This window comes from Burkholderia sp. MBR-1 (assembly GCF_013822785.1).
GTDB lineage: Bacteria > Pseudomonadota > Gammaproteobacteria > Burkholderiales > Burkholderiaceae > Burkholderia > Burkholderia vietnamiensis.
Genome location: NZ_CP053609.1, coordinates 291,259 through 308,901 on the forward strand (window position 1 = coordinate 291,259; position 17,643 = coordinate 308,901).

Sequence of the window (17,643 nt, forward strand, 5' to 3'; positions counted from 1 at the left end):
CGCGCACGGCGGTGCGGAGCCGCCATTTTAACGTCGGGCCGACCCGCGCGCCGGACGACCGGCGTCTGCCTCCGATCACCGGTGACTCACCACGCGCGCCCCGCTATCCGGCGCCCGCGGCCGCCAGCGCCTTCAAGGCGAGTCGCAACGCGCCGTGCGCGGAATCGTCGAGCGGCGCCCGCAACCGGGTCGCGTGGCGCTCGGGTACGGCCGGCGCGAGCGCGTCGGCCAGCCCGCCGCACAGCGCGACCGGCAGCGCGTGCCGCGGGTCGAGCGCGTCGATCATCTTGCCGATCTCCTCGCCGGCCTGCGCGATGAGCGCGGCCGCATACGGATGGTCGCGATGCGCGAACACGATCGGCGCGAGCCGCGCGTAGATGGTCTGGTTCGCGTCGCACGACCACTGGACGAGCGCGTCGCGATCGTCCGCGCCCGTTGCGCCGAGCAGCGCCTCGGCAAACGCATCACGCGGCGCACGGCCATCGAGCGCCTGCTGCGCGTAAGCAAGCGCACGCATGCCGAGCCACGCGCCGCTTGCCTCGTCGCCGGACGGAAAGCCGAAGCCGCCCGCAATGCGGCAATCGCCCACCGCATCGAGCACCGCCGCGATGCTGCCGGTGCCCAGCGCGACGATGAGCCCCGGCGCGCCGCCGTGCGCACCGACCAGCGTCGTGTATGCGTCGCTTTCGACCGCGAGCGCGTCGAGCGGCGCGTGCGCACGGAAAGCGGCCAGCCAGGCAGCGTTGTTGACGCCCGCCAGCCCGCAGCCAAGCGCGCATTGCGACCAGTTCAGCGCGAGTCCCGCTTGCGTGAACGCGTCGGCACAGGCCGTGCCGATCGACGCCCAGGCGCGCTCGATGCCGAGGCCGAGCCCCGACGGGCCGCCGCGCCCCTGGGCGAGTTCGCGGCCGTGCCGGTCGGCGAGCACCGCGCGGGTGCCGGTGCCGCCGCCGTCGATGCCGATTGCAAAAAGTAATGCCGTCATGCGTGGATCCTGCTGATTCGACCAGTCGCCAAGCTTAACCGCATCGGCCCCGCGCGCCCATCTGCCGTTCGGCCAGCTATGCCGCGCATGGGGCTTCCGCTATGCTGGCGCGATCGAATCGACACTGGAACGAGGCCGACGATGTCGCAGCGGTGCAACTGGGTAAAGACGGAAGCGGACGCGCACTATCACGATACTGAATGGGGCGTGCCGTCGCATGACGATCGCCACCTGTTCGAGATGCTGATCCTGGAAGGCGCGCAGGCCGGGCTGTCGTGGTCGACGATCCTGAACAAACGCGCCGGCTATCGGGAGGCGTTCGCCGATTTCGACGTCGACGCGGTCGCGCGCTTCACACCGCAACGCGTCGACGAGCTGCTCGCGAATCCCGGCATCGTGCGCAATCGCGCGAAGGTCCAATCAGCGGTGATCAATGCGCGGGCCGTGCAGCAGATTCGCGAGGAGCACGGGTCGCTGGCGAAGTTCCTGTGGTCGTTCGTCGGTGATACGCCGATCCAGAACGCGTGGCGGTCGTATCGCGACGCGCCGGCGTCGACCGCCGAGTCCGACGCGCTCAGCAAGGCGTTGAAGGCGTACGGCTGCAAGTTCGTCGGCTCGACGATCTGCTATGCGTTGATGCAGGCGACCGGGATGGTGAACGATCACGAACTCGGCTGCCCTTGCCATGCGCAATGTGCGGCGCTGGCCGGCAAGCGGCCGGCACGGCGCCGCAACGCGGGCTGACGGCGAGGCGGCGGGCAGCGGGGGCCGGGCGGGCCGACGACAGGCCCGCCACGAAGCGGGCTGGCCCGGCGGCACGACCGCGGCAGCGGCAGCGGCAGCGGCGCCGGCTGGGGGGATAGCCGCAGACCGCGCCTGTCGGCAGCGCTCCCGACGCCTTTCCCGCCCGGAACAGCCAGCCAAAAAAGCAAAACGGCGGAGCGGCTTCTTTCGAAGCACGCTCCGCCGTTTCGCGGCGAACCGTCAGACGCTCTTAGTGGAGCTTCTTCGGCAGCATCTGGCTACGCAGACGCTTGTGCAGGCGCTTGACGGCTGCTGCCTTCTTGCGCTTGCGGACTGCGGTCGGCTTTTCGTAGGACTGGCGTTCGCGCAGTTCAGCGATCAGGCCATTTTTTTCGATAGCACGGCGAAAGCGGCGAATCGCCACTTCGAACGGCTCGTTTTCTTTCAGAAGAATCGTCGTCATGTCGTTCCTAAAGTGCTTAAACGGTCAAAAACGTAGCGGCCAAGCGCCACGCACCGGCCATCCGGGCGTCCCCACAACAGGCGAAACGAGCGGAAATACGGCCTCGGAGGCCGGAAATGAGAGGCGGAAAGCACCGCGAGTACGCTTCACAAGCCGCGTGCAGCGCCGCGTTTGACTGCCAGCAGGAATGCCGCAACGGCAAAGGCGTGACAGAAAATCTCAATTCAGCCCGCCATCATAGCAGGAAATCACAGACAAAACCATCCTTTTGTCGTTCGCGGGGTGCTGCAGCGCGTGAAGGCTGCCGAAATGCCGTCCCGAACGGCTGCCGCACGCGCCCACAAAATCGCTGCGACCCAAGCCAGGCTTGGGCTTCGCGCCCCCATCCCACTTCCGTCCCGAATTTCCTCGACGGAGTTTCTAAAGTTTTCGCCGGGTGCCGCCGTCAACCAGGAAAGGCGGGCAGCGCCACTCGCGATAAAGCGCGACGCCGAAAACGACCCCTGTCTGTACTCAGGCATTTTCCAAAACGAGGAAGCAAATGCTGAACATCAACACCAACATCCTTTCGCTGACGACGCAGACGAACCTGTCGGGCTCGCAAAGCGCACTGTCGCAAGCGATCAACCGCCTCTCGTCGGGCAAGCGCATCAACACCGCAGCTGACGACGCAGCAGGCCTGGCGATCGCAACGACGCAAACCGCAGCAATCAACGCGCTGACGCAGGGTGTTGCAAACGCGAACAACGGCATCTCGATGATCCAGACCGCCAACGGCGCGCTGCAATCGACGATCGACAACCTGCAACGTATCCGTACGCTGGCAGTGCAGTCGGGTGACGGCTCGCTGGATTCGGCCGCTCGTGCAAACCTGCAAGCTGAAGTCTCGACGCGTCTCGGCGAAATCGACCGTGTCGCATCGCAAACGACGTTCAACAGCCAGACCATCCTGGGCGGCACGGGCAGCGTCACGTTCCAGATCGGCGCAGCAGCGAACCAGGTCGTTACCGTCGACTTCGGCACGCAGAACTGGAACAGCACGGGCATGAGCGTGAACGCCCTGAGCGTCAGCACGCAATCGGGTGCGCAATCGGCGATCACGGCGATCGACGCGGCACTGAAGCAAGTCAACACGTTCCAGGCAACGCTGGGTGCGGCACAGAACACGTTCCAGGCTGCGATCTCGACGACGCAAACCCAGGCAACCAACATGAGCGCTGCTCGCGCGCAGATCACCGACGCGGACTTCGCGACGGAAACGGCGAACCTGAGCAAGGCGCAAGTGCTGCAGCAAGCAGGCATCTCGGTTCTGGCGCAAGCGAACTCGCTGCCGCAGCAAGTCCTGAAGCTCCTCGGTTAATAGAGAAGCACGCGCGGCGGGCCACATGCCCGCCCGCCTACGGGCACCGCGGCGTCGCCATCGGCACTCGATGCGACGCCGCCGCCCTGACCGGAATTCTCAAGGGAGGCACGCCTCCCTCTTTGCATTGAACCGCGGCGCCACCGCCGCATCGCGCTCGTTGATTGCGCGGACGACCGGAGTAACGGCATGGCCACCACCACCCCCGTCAGCAGCACCGACATCAGCACCCTCCTGTCGCAGGCCGGACAGTCGATCATCAGCGGCGCGACCAATTCGTCGCTCGACGTCAATACGCTCGTGACGACGCTGGTGAACGCGAAGACGGCCGGGCAATTGCAGACGCTGCAGACCCGGCAGACGAACGACAATACGCAACTGTCCGCGATCGGCCAGTTGAAGAGTGCGCTGTCGGCGCTGCAGAGCGCGCTTACCGGCCTCTCGGACGGCAGCACGCTCAGCGGCCTGGCGGCGACGGCGAGCGGCACCGGCATCGCGACGACGGTGACGAGCAGCAGCAGCGCGGTGGCCGGTTCGTATTCGGTCAACGTCACGCAACTCGCGACCGCCAACAAGCTGTCGTCGGCCGGCGTGACGTCCGCGGACACGATCTCGGCAGGCTCGCTGAGCATCACCTTCGGCAGCAATGCCGCGTTCAACGTCAACGTGGCGGCCGGCGCATCGCTGTCCGACATCGCGTCGTCGATCAATTCCGCATCCGGCAATGCTGGCGTTACCGCATCGGTCATCACCGGTTCGGACGGACAGCATCTCGTGATGCAGTCGAACGCCACCGGCGCGGCCAACACGATCTCGATCACGGGCACGGGCGTCAACTCGAAACTGACGTCGGGCTACACGACGGTCACCCCGGCGGCCGATGCGAAGCTGACGATCGACGGCACGCCGGTATCGAGCGCATCGAACACCGTCACGGGCGCGCTGACGGGCGTCTCGCTGGCGCTGTCGCAAGCCGCGGTCGGCACGACGCAAACCATCACGCTGTCGCAGGACACGGCCGCGGCGACGAATGCGATCACCAATTTCGCGAACGCGTACACCAGCTTCGTGACCACGGCGAAATCGCTGTCGTCCTACGACTCGACGGCGAAGAGCGCCGGCCCGCTGCTCGGCGATGCGATGCTGAACACGATCACGAACGCGCTCGCAACGACGCTCAGCAGCGGCGTCACGACCGGCGGTACGACGTATGCGCTCGGCAGCATCGGCATCAACGTGACGTCGACCGGCACGATGACGGTCGATACCGCCGCGCTGACCACCGCACTCAAGTCGAACAGCTCGACGGTGGCGGCGATCTTCAACCAGACGAACGGCGTGGCGCAAGCGCTCAACTCGCAGATCAACTCGTACACGCAAACATCCGGCCTGATCGACCAGCGCACCAGCGCGATCAACGCCGATCTGACGAACGTGCAGAGTCAGGCCACGCAACTGCAGACCTACTCGAACCAGCTGACCACGCAATACACCGCGCAGTTCACCGCGCTGAACTCGCTGATGGCGCAGATGGCGAACAACACGCGGTATCTGACTCAATTGTTCGGCGGCCAGAGTAGCGCCGGCGCGTTGGCCACCAACAAGTAAGCCACTACGAACCGGACCTGACCATGACGACCGACACCCTGTCCCGCGCCTTCGACCTGACCCGCGCCATGCAGTCGGCGGCCGACGCACGCGACTGGGTGCGCGTCGCGGCCCTCGTCGGCGAACGCTCGCCGCTGCTGATGAGCCTGTCCGGCGAGCAGACGCAGGATGCGCTGGACCGGGTGCGGCAAATCATGGCCATCGACGCGTCGATCACGGCGCACGCGCAGGCGGACCATCACCGTCTGACTGCGGAATTTGCGCAGTCGCAGGAACGCATCAAGGCCGCGAGCTTGTACCAGAAGACGGGCATGCTGTAACCGGCAGGCCGTCTGGTCTGTACCGATGTCGAACTAGAAGACGCCGCCAGTCGAGCGGACCGTAGTCGCCGTAACGTCGAGCCGCTTCAATGCGGCTTTTTTTTCGCCGGCACGCGGGGCGCGAGCGGGATCGCGCCGGTCACCCAGTAGCGCTCATTCGGCCGGCACACAAAGCGTCGGTTCGAACGTCGCTTCCAGCCGCGGCCCGCCCCGCTCGCGCGTCACGCGTCCGCGGGCGCCGTCTCGCCAGCCGCGTAGCTGGCCCACATGCCGTGCAGCGCGTCCTCCAGGTTGTGCGCAAAGCGCGATGCGTCGCACAGCGGCGACGCCAGCACGCGCTCGCGCAGCGTGGCGCGCAGCGTCGCCAGCCGGTCGCGGTCGGTCGCGAATGCGACTGCCTTCGCGAGGTACGCCGCCTCGTCGTCGGCGATCCATTCGCCCATGCCCGCCGCGTGCAACAGGCTCTCGCAGATGTGCGTGACGAACCGGCCGCCCTTCATGCCGAGCACCGGCACGCCCATCCACAGCGCTTCGGCGGTGGTCGTGCCGCCCGGGTACGGGAACGGGCTCAACGCGATGTCGATGCGGTTGTACGCGGCGAAGTATTCCGCGCGCGGCGAGCCGCCCTCGAGAATCAGCCGGTCCGCGCTGATGCCATGCCGCGCGAAGCGCTCGAGCGTCGCCCGATTCACGTCGTCGGCGCCGAGTTCATACGCCTTCAGCAGCAGGCGCGCGCCCGGCAGCGCGTGCAGGATCCGCGACCACAGCGCGACGACCCCGTCGCTGATCTTGACCAGCTTGCCGAAGCAGCCGAACGTGACGCCGCCATTGGTCGCCATCGGCAGCGGGCCGACCGCGACGTCGTACGCAGGCGGCGTGAAGCACAGGTAGCTGTCCGGCAGCCGCCACGGGCGCTCGGTGAAGTGATGCTCCTCGTCGGCGGGCAGCGTGTGCGCATCGCCGATGAAATAGTCGATCGCGCGGCAGCCGGTCGTCGCGAAGAAACCGAGCCAGCTCGCCTGCACCGGCGCGGGCTTGTGCGCGAAGATCGGCAGGCCGCTCCAATCGGTGTGACCGGCCATATCGATCAGGATGTCCATCCCGTCGTCGCGAATCAGTTGCGCGGCCTCTTCGCGGCCCAGGCCGACCACCTTCTTCCAGCTCGCGAAGTTCGGCTTGAGCCGCGCGGTCACGCCGTCCTCGCCGACGAAGGTCACATAGGCATGCGGCTCGATACGCGACCGGTCGATCCGCCCGAGCACGCTCTCCAGGAAAATCCCGACCGGATGCTGGCGCAGGTCGCCCGACACGAAGCCGACGCGCAGCGGCCGTGCATGCGCCTGCGCGACGCGCTTCGCGCGATCGTGCTCGAACGGATCCGCATCGCGCTCGAGATGTTCGCCGTAGCGGACCGCTTCGACGACCCACTCCTGCGGCTCGAACGCCGGCGAACTCGACATGTTGAACAGCATCCGCGAGTACGCGCGATGCAGGTCGTATCGGATCGCCGAGCGGTACGCGTCCAGCGCGCCGGTGAAATCGCCTCTCGCCCACCGGATGTCGCCGAGCGTCATCTGCATCTTGAGGGGATCGATGCCGAGCTCCCGAGCGATCTCGATGTGCTCCATCGCCTCGTCCAGCTTCTCGAGCCGCAACAGCACGGCGGCGAGGTTGTGATGCGCGTCGGCATCGTCGGGGTTCAGGTCGATCGCGTGTCGGTAGCTCAACTCCGCGGCGGCCAGCGCGTTGAGGTTGTGATACGCGAAGCCGAGGAAGTTGTACGCATCGGCCAGTTCGGGATCGAGCTCGATCGCGTGCCGGCACGCCTGCACTGCCTGCCCGTATTCGCCCTGCTGGTTGCGCAGGTCGCCGAGCCAGGCCCATGCCCGCGCACGCGCGGGATCGATCTCGATCGCCCGTTCGAGCAGCGCGACCGCCTTGTCGAATTCGCTCATGCGCTGCAGCAGTCTTGCCAGTACGCAGTGCGCGTCCGCGTCGCCCGGATCGAGCCCTTCGCGCGCATGGTCGACCGCACCCCGCAGATCGCCTGCCGCGCGCAGCGTCTCGCTCAGCCCTTGATGAGCAACGCGCAAACCCGGTTGCAGCGCGATAGCGCGGCGATAGGCATCCGCAGCCTCGTCGAATTTCTCCTGCGCGCGCAGTGCGTTGCCGAGGTTGCTGTACGCGTCGGCGTATTGCGGCTGGTGCGCGACCGCCTTGGCGTAGCTCGCCGCCGCCGCCTCGTGCTCGCCCAGATCCTGCAGCGCGTTGCCCAGATTGTTGTAGGCCTGCGCGTAGTCGGGGCGCAGCTCGATCGCGCGCGCGCAGCTCGCCATCGCCGCCGTCGGATCGCGCGCGTCGCGCAGCGCGTTGCCGAGGTTGTTGTGCGCTTCCGCATAATCCGGACGCAGCGCGACCGCGCGACGGTAGTGCGCGATCGCGTCGTCGAGCCGGCCGCTTTCGCGCAGCATGTTGCCCAGGTTGTTGAAGTACGACGCGTCCGGCCGCTCGACCAGCGACTGCTTCATCAGCGCGAGGCCCGCGTCGTACTGCTTCAGCTGACACGCCAGCAGCCCCAGGAAATGCAGCGCATCCGGCTGGCCCGGCTGGGCGGTGAGGATCGCGTCGTACAGCGTCTTCGCTTCCGCGAGACGCCCCGACTGGTGATGCGCCAGCGCGGATTGCAGCGTGTCGTGGATATCGTTCATGCTTCCTGTTCCGAGTTCGTATAGCGTTGCCACATGGCGAGGAACGCCGCTTCGAGATGCGTCGCGAACCGGCGCGCGTCGCACAGCGGCGATGCGAGCACCTGCGCGCGCAGGCCGGCGCGCAGCGTCGCGAGCCGCTCGCGGTCGCGCACCGCCGCGATCGCCTTCGCGACGTAGGCGTCCTCGCCGTCCGCGATCCATTCGCCCATGCCCGCCGCGTGCAGCAGGCTTTCGCAGATGTGCGTGACGAACCGGCTGCCCTTCATGCCGAGCACCGGCACGCCCATCCACATTGCTTCGGCGGTGGTCGTGCCGCCCGGGTACGGGAACGGGCTCAGCGCGACGTCGATGCGGTTATATGCGTTCAGGTATTCCGTGCGCGGCGAACCGGCCTCGAGGATCAGCCGGTCGGCGCCGATGCCATGCCGCGCGAACCGCGCGACGGTCGCGTCGCGCACGCCCTCGCGGCCGAGCTCGTGCGCCTTGAGCAGCAGCCGCGCGTCCGGCACCGCGTGCAGGATGCGCGACCACGCGTGCACGACGTCGTCGCCGATCTTCACGAGCTGGCCGAAGCAGCCGAAGGTCGGATGGCCGTGCGCCGCCATCGGCAGCGGACCGACCTCGACCTCGTCGGCCGGCGGCGTGAAGCACAGGAAGCTGTCCGGCAGCCGCCACGGCGCTTCGACGAAGTGATGCGCGTCGGCGTCCGGCAGCGTGTAGCGGTCGCCGATGAAGTAGTCGATCGCGTCGCAGCCTGTCGTCGCGAAAAAGCCGAGCCAGCTCGCCTGCACCGGCGCGGGTTTCCAGCCGAATGCGGCCAGCCCGCTCGACTGCGTATGGCCCGCGAGGTCGACGAGGACGTCGATCCCGTCGTCATGAATCATTCGCGCGGCGGCCTCCGGCGGCAGCGCGGCGATCGAGCGCCAGACGCTCGCGTGCGGCTTCAGTTTCGCGGTGATCGCGTCCTCCTCGTCCGTGGTCACGTACACGCGCAGGTCGATGCGCGTGCGGTCGAGGTGGGCGAGCACGCTCTCCAGGAAGATGCCGACCGGATGCAGGCGCAGATCGCCGGACACGAAGCCGACGCGCAGCGGCCGCCCCTGCGCGCGCGCGGCCCGCTCGCGCGGATCGTGCGCATAGCGCGTCGAACGCGCCGCCAGATGGCGGCCGTAGCGCAGCGCATCGGCCAGGTAATCGTCAGGGCTCACGCAAGCGGATGCCGCCGCGCTGAACAGCAAGCGGCTCAGCACCGTCGCCGCCACGTCGTCGGCGTCGTCGCGCACCAGCGCCAGCGCGTCGCGATATGCGTGGACCGCGGCATCGACGTTGCCCTGCGCGCGCAGGATGTCGCCGAGATTCACGTGCATCAACACGGCGGGCGCGCCGGCCTGCAGCGCCTGCCGGCAATACACGAGCGCTTCGTCGAGCCGCTGCAGCTTCAGCAGCACGACGGACAGGTTGTGGCACGCGCCGGCGTCGGCGGGATTCAGCGTGACGGCGGTGCGATGGCACGCCAGCGCGTCGTCGAGCCGGTTCAGCCCGTGATACGCGTTGCCCGCGTGGTTGTGCGCCTCGCCCAGGTTCGGCGCGAGGCGGATCGCGTCCAGCGCATGGGTAAGCGCTTCCGCGCAGCGCAACTGCTTGTGACGCACGGCGCTCAGGTTCGCGTGGGCCATCGCCATCGACGCGTCCAGCTCGATCGCGCGTTCGTAGTGCGTAGCGGCGCCATCGAGGTCGCCCAGGTCCTGCAGCGCGTTGCCGAGATTGTTGTAGGCCTGCGCGTAATGGGCGCGCAGCTCGATCGCGCGCGCGCAGCTCGCCATCGCCGCCGTCGGATCGCCCGCGTCGCGCAGCGCGTTGCCGAGGTTGTTGTGTGCTTCAGGGTAGTCGGGCCGCAGCGTCACCGCGCGCCGGTAGTGCGCGATCGCGTCGTCGAGCCGGCCGCTTTCGCGCAGCATGTTGCCGAGGTTGTTGAAGTACGACGCGTCCGGCCGCTCGACCAGCGACTGCTTCATCAGCGCGAGGCCCGCGTCGTACTGCTTCAGCTGACACGCCAGCAGCCCCAGGAAATGCAGCGCATCCGGCTGGCCCGGCTGGGCGGTGAGGATCGCGTCGTACAGCGTCTTCGCTTCGGCCAGACGGCCGGACTGATGGTGCGCGAGCGCGGTCTGCAATGCCTGTCCTGTTCCGTCCATCTCGTGTGTCCTGCTCAATAGGGATGAGTCGCATACGCAGTCGATCGGCGACCGTCAGATGTCCGATCGTGACGGGCGAGGTCGCGATCCCTTCGCGACCTATCGCGGCCTATCGCGGCGACGATGCCGCGCGCCGCCAGGTCGGGTGAACGTCAGGTCGGCCGGCGCGCTGCTCGGCGCGACGTCCGCCGTGTTCCGCTTGCCGCCGACGCGGCATCGTCGGCGCACGTCACGCCGTGACCGACCTCACGCGGACTCGACCGGCGCGGCTTCGACGTGCTGCGCCCACATGCCGTGCAGCGCGTCCTCGAAGTGGCGCGCGAAGCGCGGCGCATCGCACAGCGGCGACGCGAGCAAGCGCGCACGCAACGTCGTGCGCAGCACCGCCAGCTCGGCGGGCTTGCCGACCCGCGCGACGGCCTGCGCAACATACGCGTCGTCGTCGTCCGCGATCCAGTCGGGCAGCCCTGCCGCATGCAGCAGGCTTTCGGTGATGTGCGACAGGAAGCGGTCACCGCGGCGGCACAGCACGGGCACGCCCATCCACAGCGCCTCGGCGGTCGTCGTGCCGCCCGGATACGGGAACGGGCTCAGCATCAGGTCGACGCGTCGATATGCGGCCAGATACTCGGCGCGCGGCGCGCGGCCTTCGAGGATCAGGCGCCGAGCGTCGATGCCGTGCGCCGCGAAGCGCGCGGCAAGCGCTTGCTGCTCTTGGGGATCATCGAGATGCTCCGCCTTAACGAACAGCTTCGCGCCCGCGACCGATTGCAGCACGCGCGACCAGACCGCGACGACGCGATCGGTGATCTTCGCGAGCTTGCCGAAATAGCCGAAGGTCGGATGGCCGTTCGCGAGCGTCGGCAGCGCGCCGACATCGATCGGCTCGGCCGGCGGCGTGAAGCACAGGTAGCTGTCCGGCAGATGCCACGGCCGCTCGGTGAAATGCGCGGCCTCGGCAGGCGGCAGCACGTGGCGGTCGCCGATCACGTAATCGATCGCGCGCACGCCGGTGCTCGCGAAATAACCCGGCCAGCTGGCTTGCAGCGGCGCCGGCTTCCACGCGAACAGCGGCAGGCGGTTGTAGATCGTGTGACCGGCCGCGTCGAGCAGCACGTCGATGTGGTCCGCGCGGATCCGTGCGGCCGCCGCTTCGTCGCTCAGGCCGGCGATGCAGGTCCACGTCGAGAAAGCCGGCTTGATGCGGGCGGTCAGGTCGTCTTCGACGTCGCGCGTCGGGTACGCATGCATCTCGATCCGGTTCGGGTCGAGATGCTTGAGCATGCTCTCGATGAAATAGCCGACCGGGTGCGACTTCAGGTCGCCCGACACGATGCCGACCTTCAGCGGCCGACCGACCCGCGGCGACAGGTCGACGAGCCAGTCCGTCCACGGCTTCGCGTGCCGCGTGACGAGCTCGTCGTAGCGCGCGGCCTCGGCAAGATACGCAGCGTGGTCGAACGTTTCGCCGTAGTGGCTCGCGAACAGCAGGTTGCTGCGCGGCTCCGGCAGGTCGGGGCGCAGCGCGACCGCATGCTGGTATGCCTCGAGCGCGGCCGGAATCTCGTTCAGGTCGAACAGCGCGTTCGCAAGATTGTTGTAGGCCTGGCCGTTGTCGGGCTTCAACGCGAGGGCCTGGCAAAACGCATCGACGGCGCCGCGCGCGTTGCCTGCGAGCCGCAGCGCGTTGCCGAGGTTGTTGTACGCGTCGACGTAATCGGGCCGCAGTTCGATTGCGAGGCGGAAGCACTCGGCGGCGGCGGCATGACGGTTGTCCGCCTGCATCACGTTGCCGAGGTTGTAGTAGTACATCGCGTCCGGCCTGATCTCGATCGCCGCCATGATCAGGTCGGATGCCTGCCGATAACGCCCGTACTGATGGCCGATCAGGCCGAGGAGGTGAAGCGCGTCCGCGTGCCGGGGATCGGTGTCGAGGATCTGCCGGTACAGCGTCTCGGCCTCTTCCAGCCGGTCGGCCTGATGGTGCGCCAGCGCCTGTTCGATCGTGGCGGCGGCGGGGGAGGTGGGCATCATGAGCTATGTCGTCCTGGTAGCCAATACGGGATTCGAATCGCGGCCGGCGACGCTGCGTCGGCGCACGCCTTCGCCCGCGGACGCACACACCGACGGTCTCCGACGTGTCCGAATTCTCCTCGCGCACGCCGCGTTCCAATTTGGCGAGCAGGTGCTGGAATTGGTCGCTATTCCCGCGACTGCAAGCCGCACCGGCGGGCGCCCCGAATTCGCGCCGGACACCCGCGAATCCATCGAAATGCGGGGTGAAACCACCCGCTAATCCGACATTCGATCCCGGCGGCGCTCGCTAGACTTGATCGCAGAAAGATGTCCGACCTGCGACGCTCGGACGGCTGTGCATTCCGATGCCGCCGCGCCGACGCGTGCTCGTCCGGTCACACCCTTTGTGCCTGGAGCCCTGTGTATGCACGAATCAGCGATCATCACCAACGCAGATGGCGATCAGCTCGCGGCGCGCCGCGAATTGTTCGACCTGATGCAGACCTACCCCGCGACGCGCGAGGAACTGGAACGGTCGCTCGGCCTGTTCGTGCGCGGCTCGCTCCTCGCACGCATTCTCGCGACCTTTGAGATTTATCAAAAAATCGTGCCGCTGCCCGGCGCGATCCTCGATCTCGGCACGTGGCGCGGGCAGACCGCCGTGCTGTGCGAGAACTTCCGCGCGATTCTCGAGCCGCTGAACTTCCAGCGCCGCATCCACGCATTCGATACGTTCACGGGCTACACGGGCTTCGCCGAGCACGACACGCGCGACCGCAAGCTGTTCTCCGACGGCACGTACTCGCTGTCCGGCGAGTACGCCGACCTGCTGCGCAAGCTGCTGAACCTGCACGAGCGCAGCAACGCGATGGGGCACGTGCATGACAAGCACCACGTGTGGGAAGGCGACTGCCGCGACACGCTGGCGGCGTTCGACGAAGCGCATCCCGGCGAGATGGTCGCGCTCGCATGGTTCGACCTGAACGTGATCGAGCCGACCCGGCATGCGTTCGACGCGGTGATGGAGCGGCTGGTGCCCGGCGGCGTCGTCGCGTTCTGGCAGCTCACCCGCGGCGGCCAGCTGCCCGCGGAAGGCGTCCATTACCTGCGCGACCTGCTCGGCAACCGTCCGCACCAGATCCACAAGGCGGCGGCATATCCGTCGCTCTGCTACCTGTCATTCCCCGAAGGTGGGGGCACACGCAAATGAAAATCGCAATCCTTGGCAACGGCATTCTCGGCCTGATGACGGCCCGCGCATGGCAGCAGGCCGACCCGGGCGTCGAGCTCGTGATCGTCGGCCACGCGCATCGGCCAGGCTCGGCCACGCGCGCTGCGGCGGCCATGCTCAATTCGTTCACCGAGCTGGAAGGCGATTCGCTCGGCACGCCGATCGACCGCTTCAAGTTCGAGCTGAGCCGCGGCGCGACGGCGGCCTGGCCCGCCGTATTCGCCGAAATCTGCACGCCGGAGCGCGCGGTCGCGCACGGCTTCGGCACCTTCGTGCTGAACAACGCGGCGACCGACGCGCTCGACGACGAGAACTTCGCGGCCATGCAGCGGTTCTGCCGCGAATTCGAGGAGCCCTGCGAGGCGGTCGATCCGTCAGGCATCCCGAACTATCACCCGGACCCGCGCTATCGCGCGCTGAAGGCGGTCTTCCTGAAGCGCGAAGGCTGGGTCAATCCGAAACAGTTTCTCGACGCGCTGACCGCGTCGGTCGCGCAAGCCGGCAACGTGCGCTTCATCGACGCCGAGGTCGAGCGGCTCGACACCGCGGCCGGACGCGTCACCGCGGCGCACTTGTCCGATGGCAGCGTGCTCGGCGCGGACCGCTTCATCCTCTGCAACGGCGCCAACGTGACGCGCGTGCTGCAGGCGAGCCTGCCCGAGCTGCCGGTGCAGCGGATGTTCTACGGCATCGGCATGTCGGTCGAACTGCAGAGCGCGGAGAACGTGCACACGCACTGCGTGCGCACGACCAACCGCGGCCTCGCGTGCGGTGTGTATTCGGCGCCGCACGGGCCTGACCGGACCCTCGTCGGCGCCAGCAACTACATCAGTCCGGTGCCGCACGAGCACGGCCACGCCGGCAGCGCGTACACGCTGCTCAAGTCCGCGATGGACCAGATCAACACCCGCTTCTCGCGCGCGAACCTGGTCAACGTCAACGTCGGCTGGCGACCGACGACGTCCGACCTGTATCCGCTGTTCGGCGAAACCAGCGTGCGCGGACTGTGGATTCTCGGCGGCACCAAGCGCGACGGCTTCCACCTGTCGCCGGTGCTGTGCCGCGATCTCGTCGCGGCGATGCGCGGCGAGCCGGTCGATCCGCGCTACGCGGAACTCGCGCCTGAACGCCCGCTGATCCGCAACATGACGCGCGAGGCCGCGATCGCGAAGACGGTACGCCATCAGATCAATGCCGCGTACCAGCACGACTTCGTGCCGGCGCGCAACCGCATGGTCGAACAGCTTCAGAACGCGATGCGCGCGGACCTGGAGGCGCTGCACGACAAGCTGGGCGCAACGGACTGGGGCATTCCGCCCGAGCTCGTCGACATGTACCGGTACGGCCACATTCCGGCATGAGCGGCGCGACCATGAACCGCGACGCGAAGCGGGTGGCGATCGTCCAGTCCAACTACATTCCGTGGAAGGGCTACTTCGACCTGATCGCCGCCAGCGACGAGTTCATCCTCTACGATGACGCGCAGTACACGCGCCGCGACTGGCGCAACCGCAACCAGATCAAGACGCCGCAGGGCGTGCAATGGCTGAGCGTGCCGGTGAAGGTGAAGGGCAAGTATCACCAATCGATCCGCGAAACCGAGATCGACGGCGCCGACTGGGCGCCGCTGCACTGGAAGGCCCTGCAGCAAAACTACGCGCGCGCGCCGCACTTCGCGCGCTACGCGGACGAGCTCGAAGCGCTCTACACCGGTCGCACCTACGGGATGCTGAGCGAACTGAATGTCGCGATGCTGACGTGGGTCCTCCGGCAACTGGAGATCGGCACGCGCGTGTCGTCGACGTCGGACTATGCGCTGCACGGCGACCGCACCGAGAAGCTGCTGAACCTGTGCGTGCAGGCCGGCGCGACCGAGTACCTGTCCGGCCCGGCCGCGCGCAGCTACCTCGACGAGAACCTGTTCGCCGATGCCGGCGTCGCGGTGCGCTGGTTCGACTATCCGACCTACCCCGAGTATCCGCAGCAGTGGGGCGACTTCGTCCACGGCGTGACGGTGCTGGACGTGCTGTTCAACTGCGGTCCCGAAGCGCGCCGGTACGCGCTGACCTCGAAAGACTGAAGCGATGTCCATGAGCGAATCCCCGCATGCGAGCCTGCTGGAAGAAGTGGCCGCGTACTACAGCGCGCGGCTGGCGGAGCACGGCGCGACCGCGCGCGGCGTCGACTGGAACGGCGAAGCCGGCCAGTTCCTGCGCTTCGAACAACTGACGAAGATCCTGCCCGCGTCCGGCGGCCACTCGGTGAACGACATCGGTTGCGGCTACGGCGCGCTGGTCGATTTCCTGAAGGCGCGCGCGCTGCCGGACGGCTTCGCGTATGCGGGCTACGACATCTCGTCCGACATGGTCGACGCCGCGCGGCAGCGCTACCGCGACGACGCGAACGTCGCGTTTCATGTCGGCGCGGTGCCGCAGGCTGCGTCGGACTACGGGATCGCATCCGGCATCTTCAACGTCAGGCGCGGTCACGGCGACGACGCGTGGCTCGACTACATCCACGCGACGCTCGACACGCTGCACGCGACGAGCCGCTTGGGCTTCGCGTTCAACTGCCTGACGTCGTATTCCGATCCGCCGTTCATGCGCCCGGACCTCCTGTACTACGCGGACCCGTGCGCGCTGTTCGATCGCTGCAAGCGCCGCTATTCGCGCCACGTCGCGCTGCTGCACGACTACGGCCTGTACGAATTCACGATTCTCGTCCGCAAGGACATCTGAGCGGCGCCGCGCGCGCGCCGCGCGGCCGAACCTCCCCAACTTACCGCGGAGCCTGACCATGTTCGGCCCACCCAATCTCGACAGCATTCCGTTCGGCCGCCCGTTCGTGGTCGGCAAGGAGCTCTACTACATCGCGAAAGCGGTCGAGCAGGGCGGCCTCGCTGGCGACCAAGCGTTCACGAAGCTCTGCCACCGCTGGCTGGAGGCGCGCATCGGCTGTCAGCGCGCGCTGCTCACGCACTCGTGCACGGCCGCGCTCGAGATGGCCGCGATCCTCGCCGACGTGCAGCCCGGCGACGAAGTGATCATGCCGTCCTACACGTTCGTGTCGACCGCCAATGCGTTCGTGCTGCGCGGCGCGACGCCGGTGTTCGTCGACATCCGCCGCGACACGCTGAACCTTGACGAGACGCAGATCGCCGCCGCGATCACCAAGCGCACGCGCGCGATCGTGCCGGTGCACTACGCGGGCGTCGCATGCGACATGGACGTGATCGGGCAGCTCGCGGCGGACCACGACCTGTGGGTGATCGAGGACGCCGCTCAGGCGCTGCAGTCGACCTGGAACGGCAAGCCGCTCGGCAGCCTCGGCCACCTCGCGTGCCTCAGCTTCCACGAGACCAAGAACGTGATCTCGGGCGAAGGCGGCGCGCTGCTGGTCAACGACCCGCGCCTCGTCGAGCGCGCGGAGATCATCCGCGAGAAGGGCACCAACCGCAGTCAGTTCTTCCGCGGGCAGGTGGACAAGTACACATGGGTCGACGTCGGCTCGTCGTTCCTGCCGGGCGAGCTGATCGCGGCGTTCCTGTACGCACAGTTCGAGCACGCGGACGTGATCACCGCGCAGCGGCGCGCGACCGTGCAGCGCTACCAGGACGCGCTGCAGCCGCTGCATGCGGACGGATTGATCGAGCTGCCCGCGATTTCGCTCGCCGAGCGCGGCAACGGCCACATGTTCTATTTCCTCGCACGCGACCTCGCCGAACGCACCGAGCTGCTGCAGCAGATCCGCACGGCGGGCGTGAACGCGGTGTTCCACTACGTGCCGCTGCACAGTTCGCCGGCCGGCCAGCGCTACGGGCGCTGCGGGTCCGGCATGGCGGTGACGGACCTCGTCGCCGACCGGCTCGTCCGGCTGCCGCTGTACCACGACATGACCGAAGCCGAACAGGATCGCATTCTCGACGTGGTCTTCGATTTCTACCGCACCCGATAACGATGACGACTCACAAACCTGGCTTGGCGCACAGCGGTTCGCGCATCTTTACGCGACTC

Annotated in this window: 15 protein-coding genes; 10 read left to right on the forward strand and 5 right to left on the reverse strand. The window is 67.6% G+C overall.

Going from position 1 to position 17,643, the window contains the following annotated elements; translation table 11 throughout:
• Positions 1-103 precede the first annotated feature (103 nt).
• A complete protein-coding gene (locus tag MBR110_RS01415; RefSeq protein WP_059602959.1) occupies positions 104-985 on the reverse strand; it encodes a BadF/BadG/BcrA/BcrD ATPase family protein in 882 nt (293 codons plus the stop codon).
• A 141-nt stretch (positions 986-1,126) separates the two neighbouring features.
• On the opposite strand from MBR110_RS01415, the gene MBR110_RS01420 reads away from it, so the two are divergent.
• The gene (locus tag MBR110_RS01420) at positions 1,127-1,729 is read left to right on the forward strand and encodes a DNA-3-methyladenine glycosylase I (protein WP_059462317.1); all 603 of its coding nucleotides are present in this window, start codon (positions 1,127-1,129) and stop codon (positions 1,727-1,729) included.
• 250 nt (positions 1,730-1,979) lie between these two features.
• On the opposite strand, the gene rpsU is transcribed toward MBR110_RS01420, so the two are convergent.
• Positions 1,980-2,192, reverse strand: a complete 213-nt coding sequence (gene rpsU / locus MBR110_RS01425) for a 30S ribosomal protein S21 (protein WP_006401410.1) — start codon at positions 2,190-2,192, stop codon at positions 1,980-1,982.
• A gap of 541 nt (positions 2,193-2,733) precedes the next feature.
• Here rpsU and MBR110_RS01430 point away from each other — a divergent pair.
• The 3 genes from MBR110_RS01430 (at position 2,734) to MBR110_RS01440 (ending at position 5,480) form a co-directional block, all read left to right on the forward strand.
• Positions 2,734-3,552: a flagellin domain-containing protein gene (locus tag MBR110_RS01430; protein WP_014722224.1), complete on the forward strand. Its 819-nt coding sequence runs from the start codon at positions 2,734-2,736 to the stop codon at positions 3,550-3,552.
• A 189-nt stretch (positions 3,553-3,741) separates the two neighbouring features.
• The gene (gene fliD, locus MBR110_RS01435; protein WP_014722223.1) at positions 3,742-5,160 is read left to right on the forward strand and encodes a flagellar filament capping protein FliD; all 1,419 of its coding nucleotides are present in this window, start codon (positions 3,742-3,744) and stop codon (positions 5,158-5,160) included.
• 23 nt (positions 5,161-5,183) lie between these two features.
• A complete protein-coding gene (locus tag MBR110_RS01440) occupies positions 5,184-5,480 on the forward strand; it encodes a flagellar protein FliT (protein ID WP_014722222.1) in 297 nt (98 codons plus the stop codon).
• Between the two features lie 221 nt (positions 5,481-5,701).
• Here the strand turns inward: MBR110_RS01440 and MBR110_RS01445 are convergent, their stop codons facing one another.
• From MBR110_RS01445 to MBR110_RS01455, 3 genes are all read right to left on the reverse strand, one after another.
• On the reverse strand, positions 5,702-8,188 hold the full coding sequence (locus MBR110_RS01445) for a tetratricopeptide repeat protein (protein ID WP_059462316.1): 2,487 nt from the start codon (positions 8,186-8,188) through the stop codon (positions 5,702-5,704).
• The gene (locus MBR110_RS01450) at positions 8,185-10,383 is read right to left on the reverse strand and encodes a tetratricopeptide repeat protein (RefSeq protein ID WP_181709136.1); all 2,199 of its coding nucleotides are present in this window, start codon (positions 10,381-10,383) and stop codon (positions 8,185-8,187) included. Before MBR110_RS01450 ends, MBR110_RS01445 begins: the two co-directional genes overlap by 4 nt.
• Before the next feature lie 246 nt (positions 10,384-10,629).
• A complete protein-coding gene (locus tag MBR110_RS01455) occupies positions 10,630-12,417 on the reverse strand; it encodes an O-linked N-acetylglucosamine transferase, SPINDLY family protein (protein WP_181709137.1) in 1,788 nt (595 codons plus the stop codon).
• Between MBR110_RS01455 and MBR110_RS01460 the strand changes: the two genes are divergently transcribed.
• The 6 genes from MBR110_RS01460 to rffA all read left to right on the forward strand — a co-directional run bounded on the left by MBR110_RS01460 (position 12,416) and on the right by rffA (position 17,584).
• On the forward strand, positions 12,416-12,679 hold the full coding sequence (locus tag MBR110_RS01460) for a hypothetical protein (protein ID WP_041493726.1): 264 nt from the start codon (positions 12,416-12,418) through the stop codon (positions 12,677-12,679). The two genes, MBR110_RS01455 and MBR110_RS01460, sit on opposite strands and share 2 nt — an antisense overlap.
• A gap of 144 nt (positions 12,680-12,823) precedes the next feature.
• Positions 12,824-13,609, forward strand: coding sequence for a class I SAM-dependent methyltransferase (locus MBR110_RS01465; RefSeq protein WP_014722216.1), 786 nt, complete (start codon positions 12,824-12,826; stop codon positions 13,607-13,609).
• Positions 13,606-14,991 carry an NAD(P)/FAD-dependent oxidoreductase gene (locus MBR110_RS01470; protein WP_059462313.1) on the forward strand — a complete coding sequence of 462 codons (1,386 nt, stop codon included), beginning with the start codon at positions 13,606-13,608 and terminating at the stop codon, positions 14,989-14,991. Before MBR110_RS01465 ends, MBR110_RS01470 begins: the two co-directional genes overlap by 4 nt.
• Positions 14,988-15,710: a WbqC family protein gene (locus MBR110_RS01475; RefSeq protein WP_155624608.1), complete on the forward strand. Its 723-nt coding sequence runs from the start codon at positions 14,988-14,990 to the stop codon at positions 15,708-15,710. The genes MBR110_RS01470 and MBR110_RS01475 overlap by 4 nt, the downstream gene beginning before the upstream one ends.
• A gap of 10 nt (positions 15,711-15,720) precedes the next feature.
• On the forward strand, positions 15,721-16,368 hold the full coding sequence (locus MBR110_RS01480; RefSeq protein WP_014722213.1) for a class I SAM-dependent methyltransferase: 648 nt from the start codon (positions 15,721-15,723) through the stop codon (positions 16,366-16,368).
• A 58-nt stretch (positions 16,369-16,426) separates the two neighbouring features.
• Positions 16,427-17,584, forward strand: a complete 1,158-nt coding sequence (gene rffA / locus MBR110_RS01485; RefSeq protein WP_059561592.1) for a dTDP-4-amino-4,6-dideoxygalactose transaminase — start codon at positions 16,427-16,429, stop codon at positions 17,582-17,584.
• Positions 17,585-17,643: the final 59 nt, after the last annotated feature.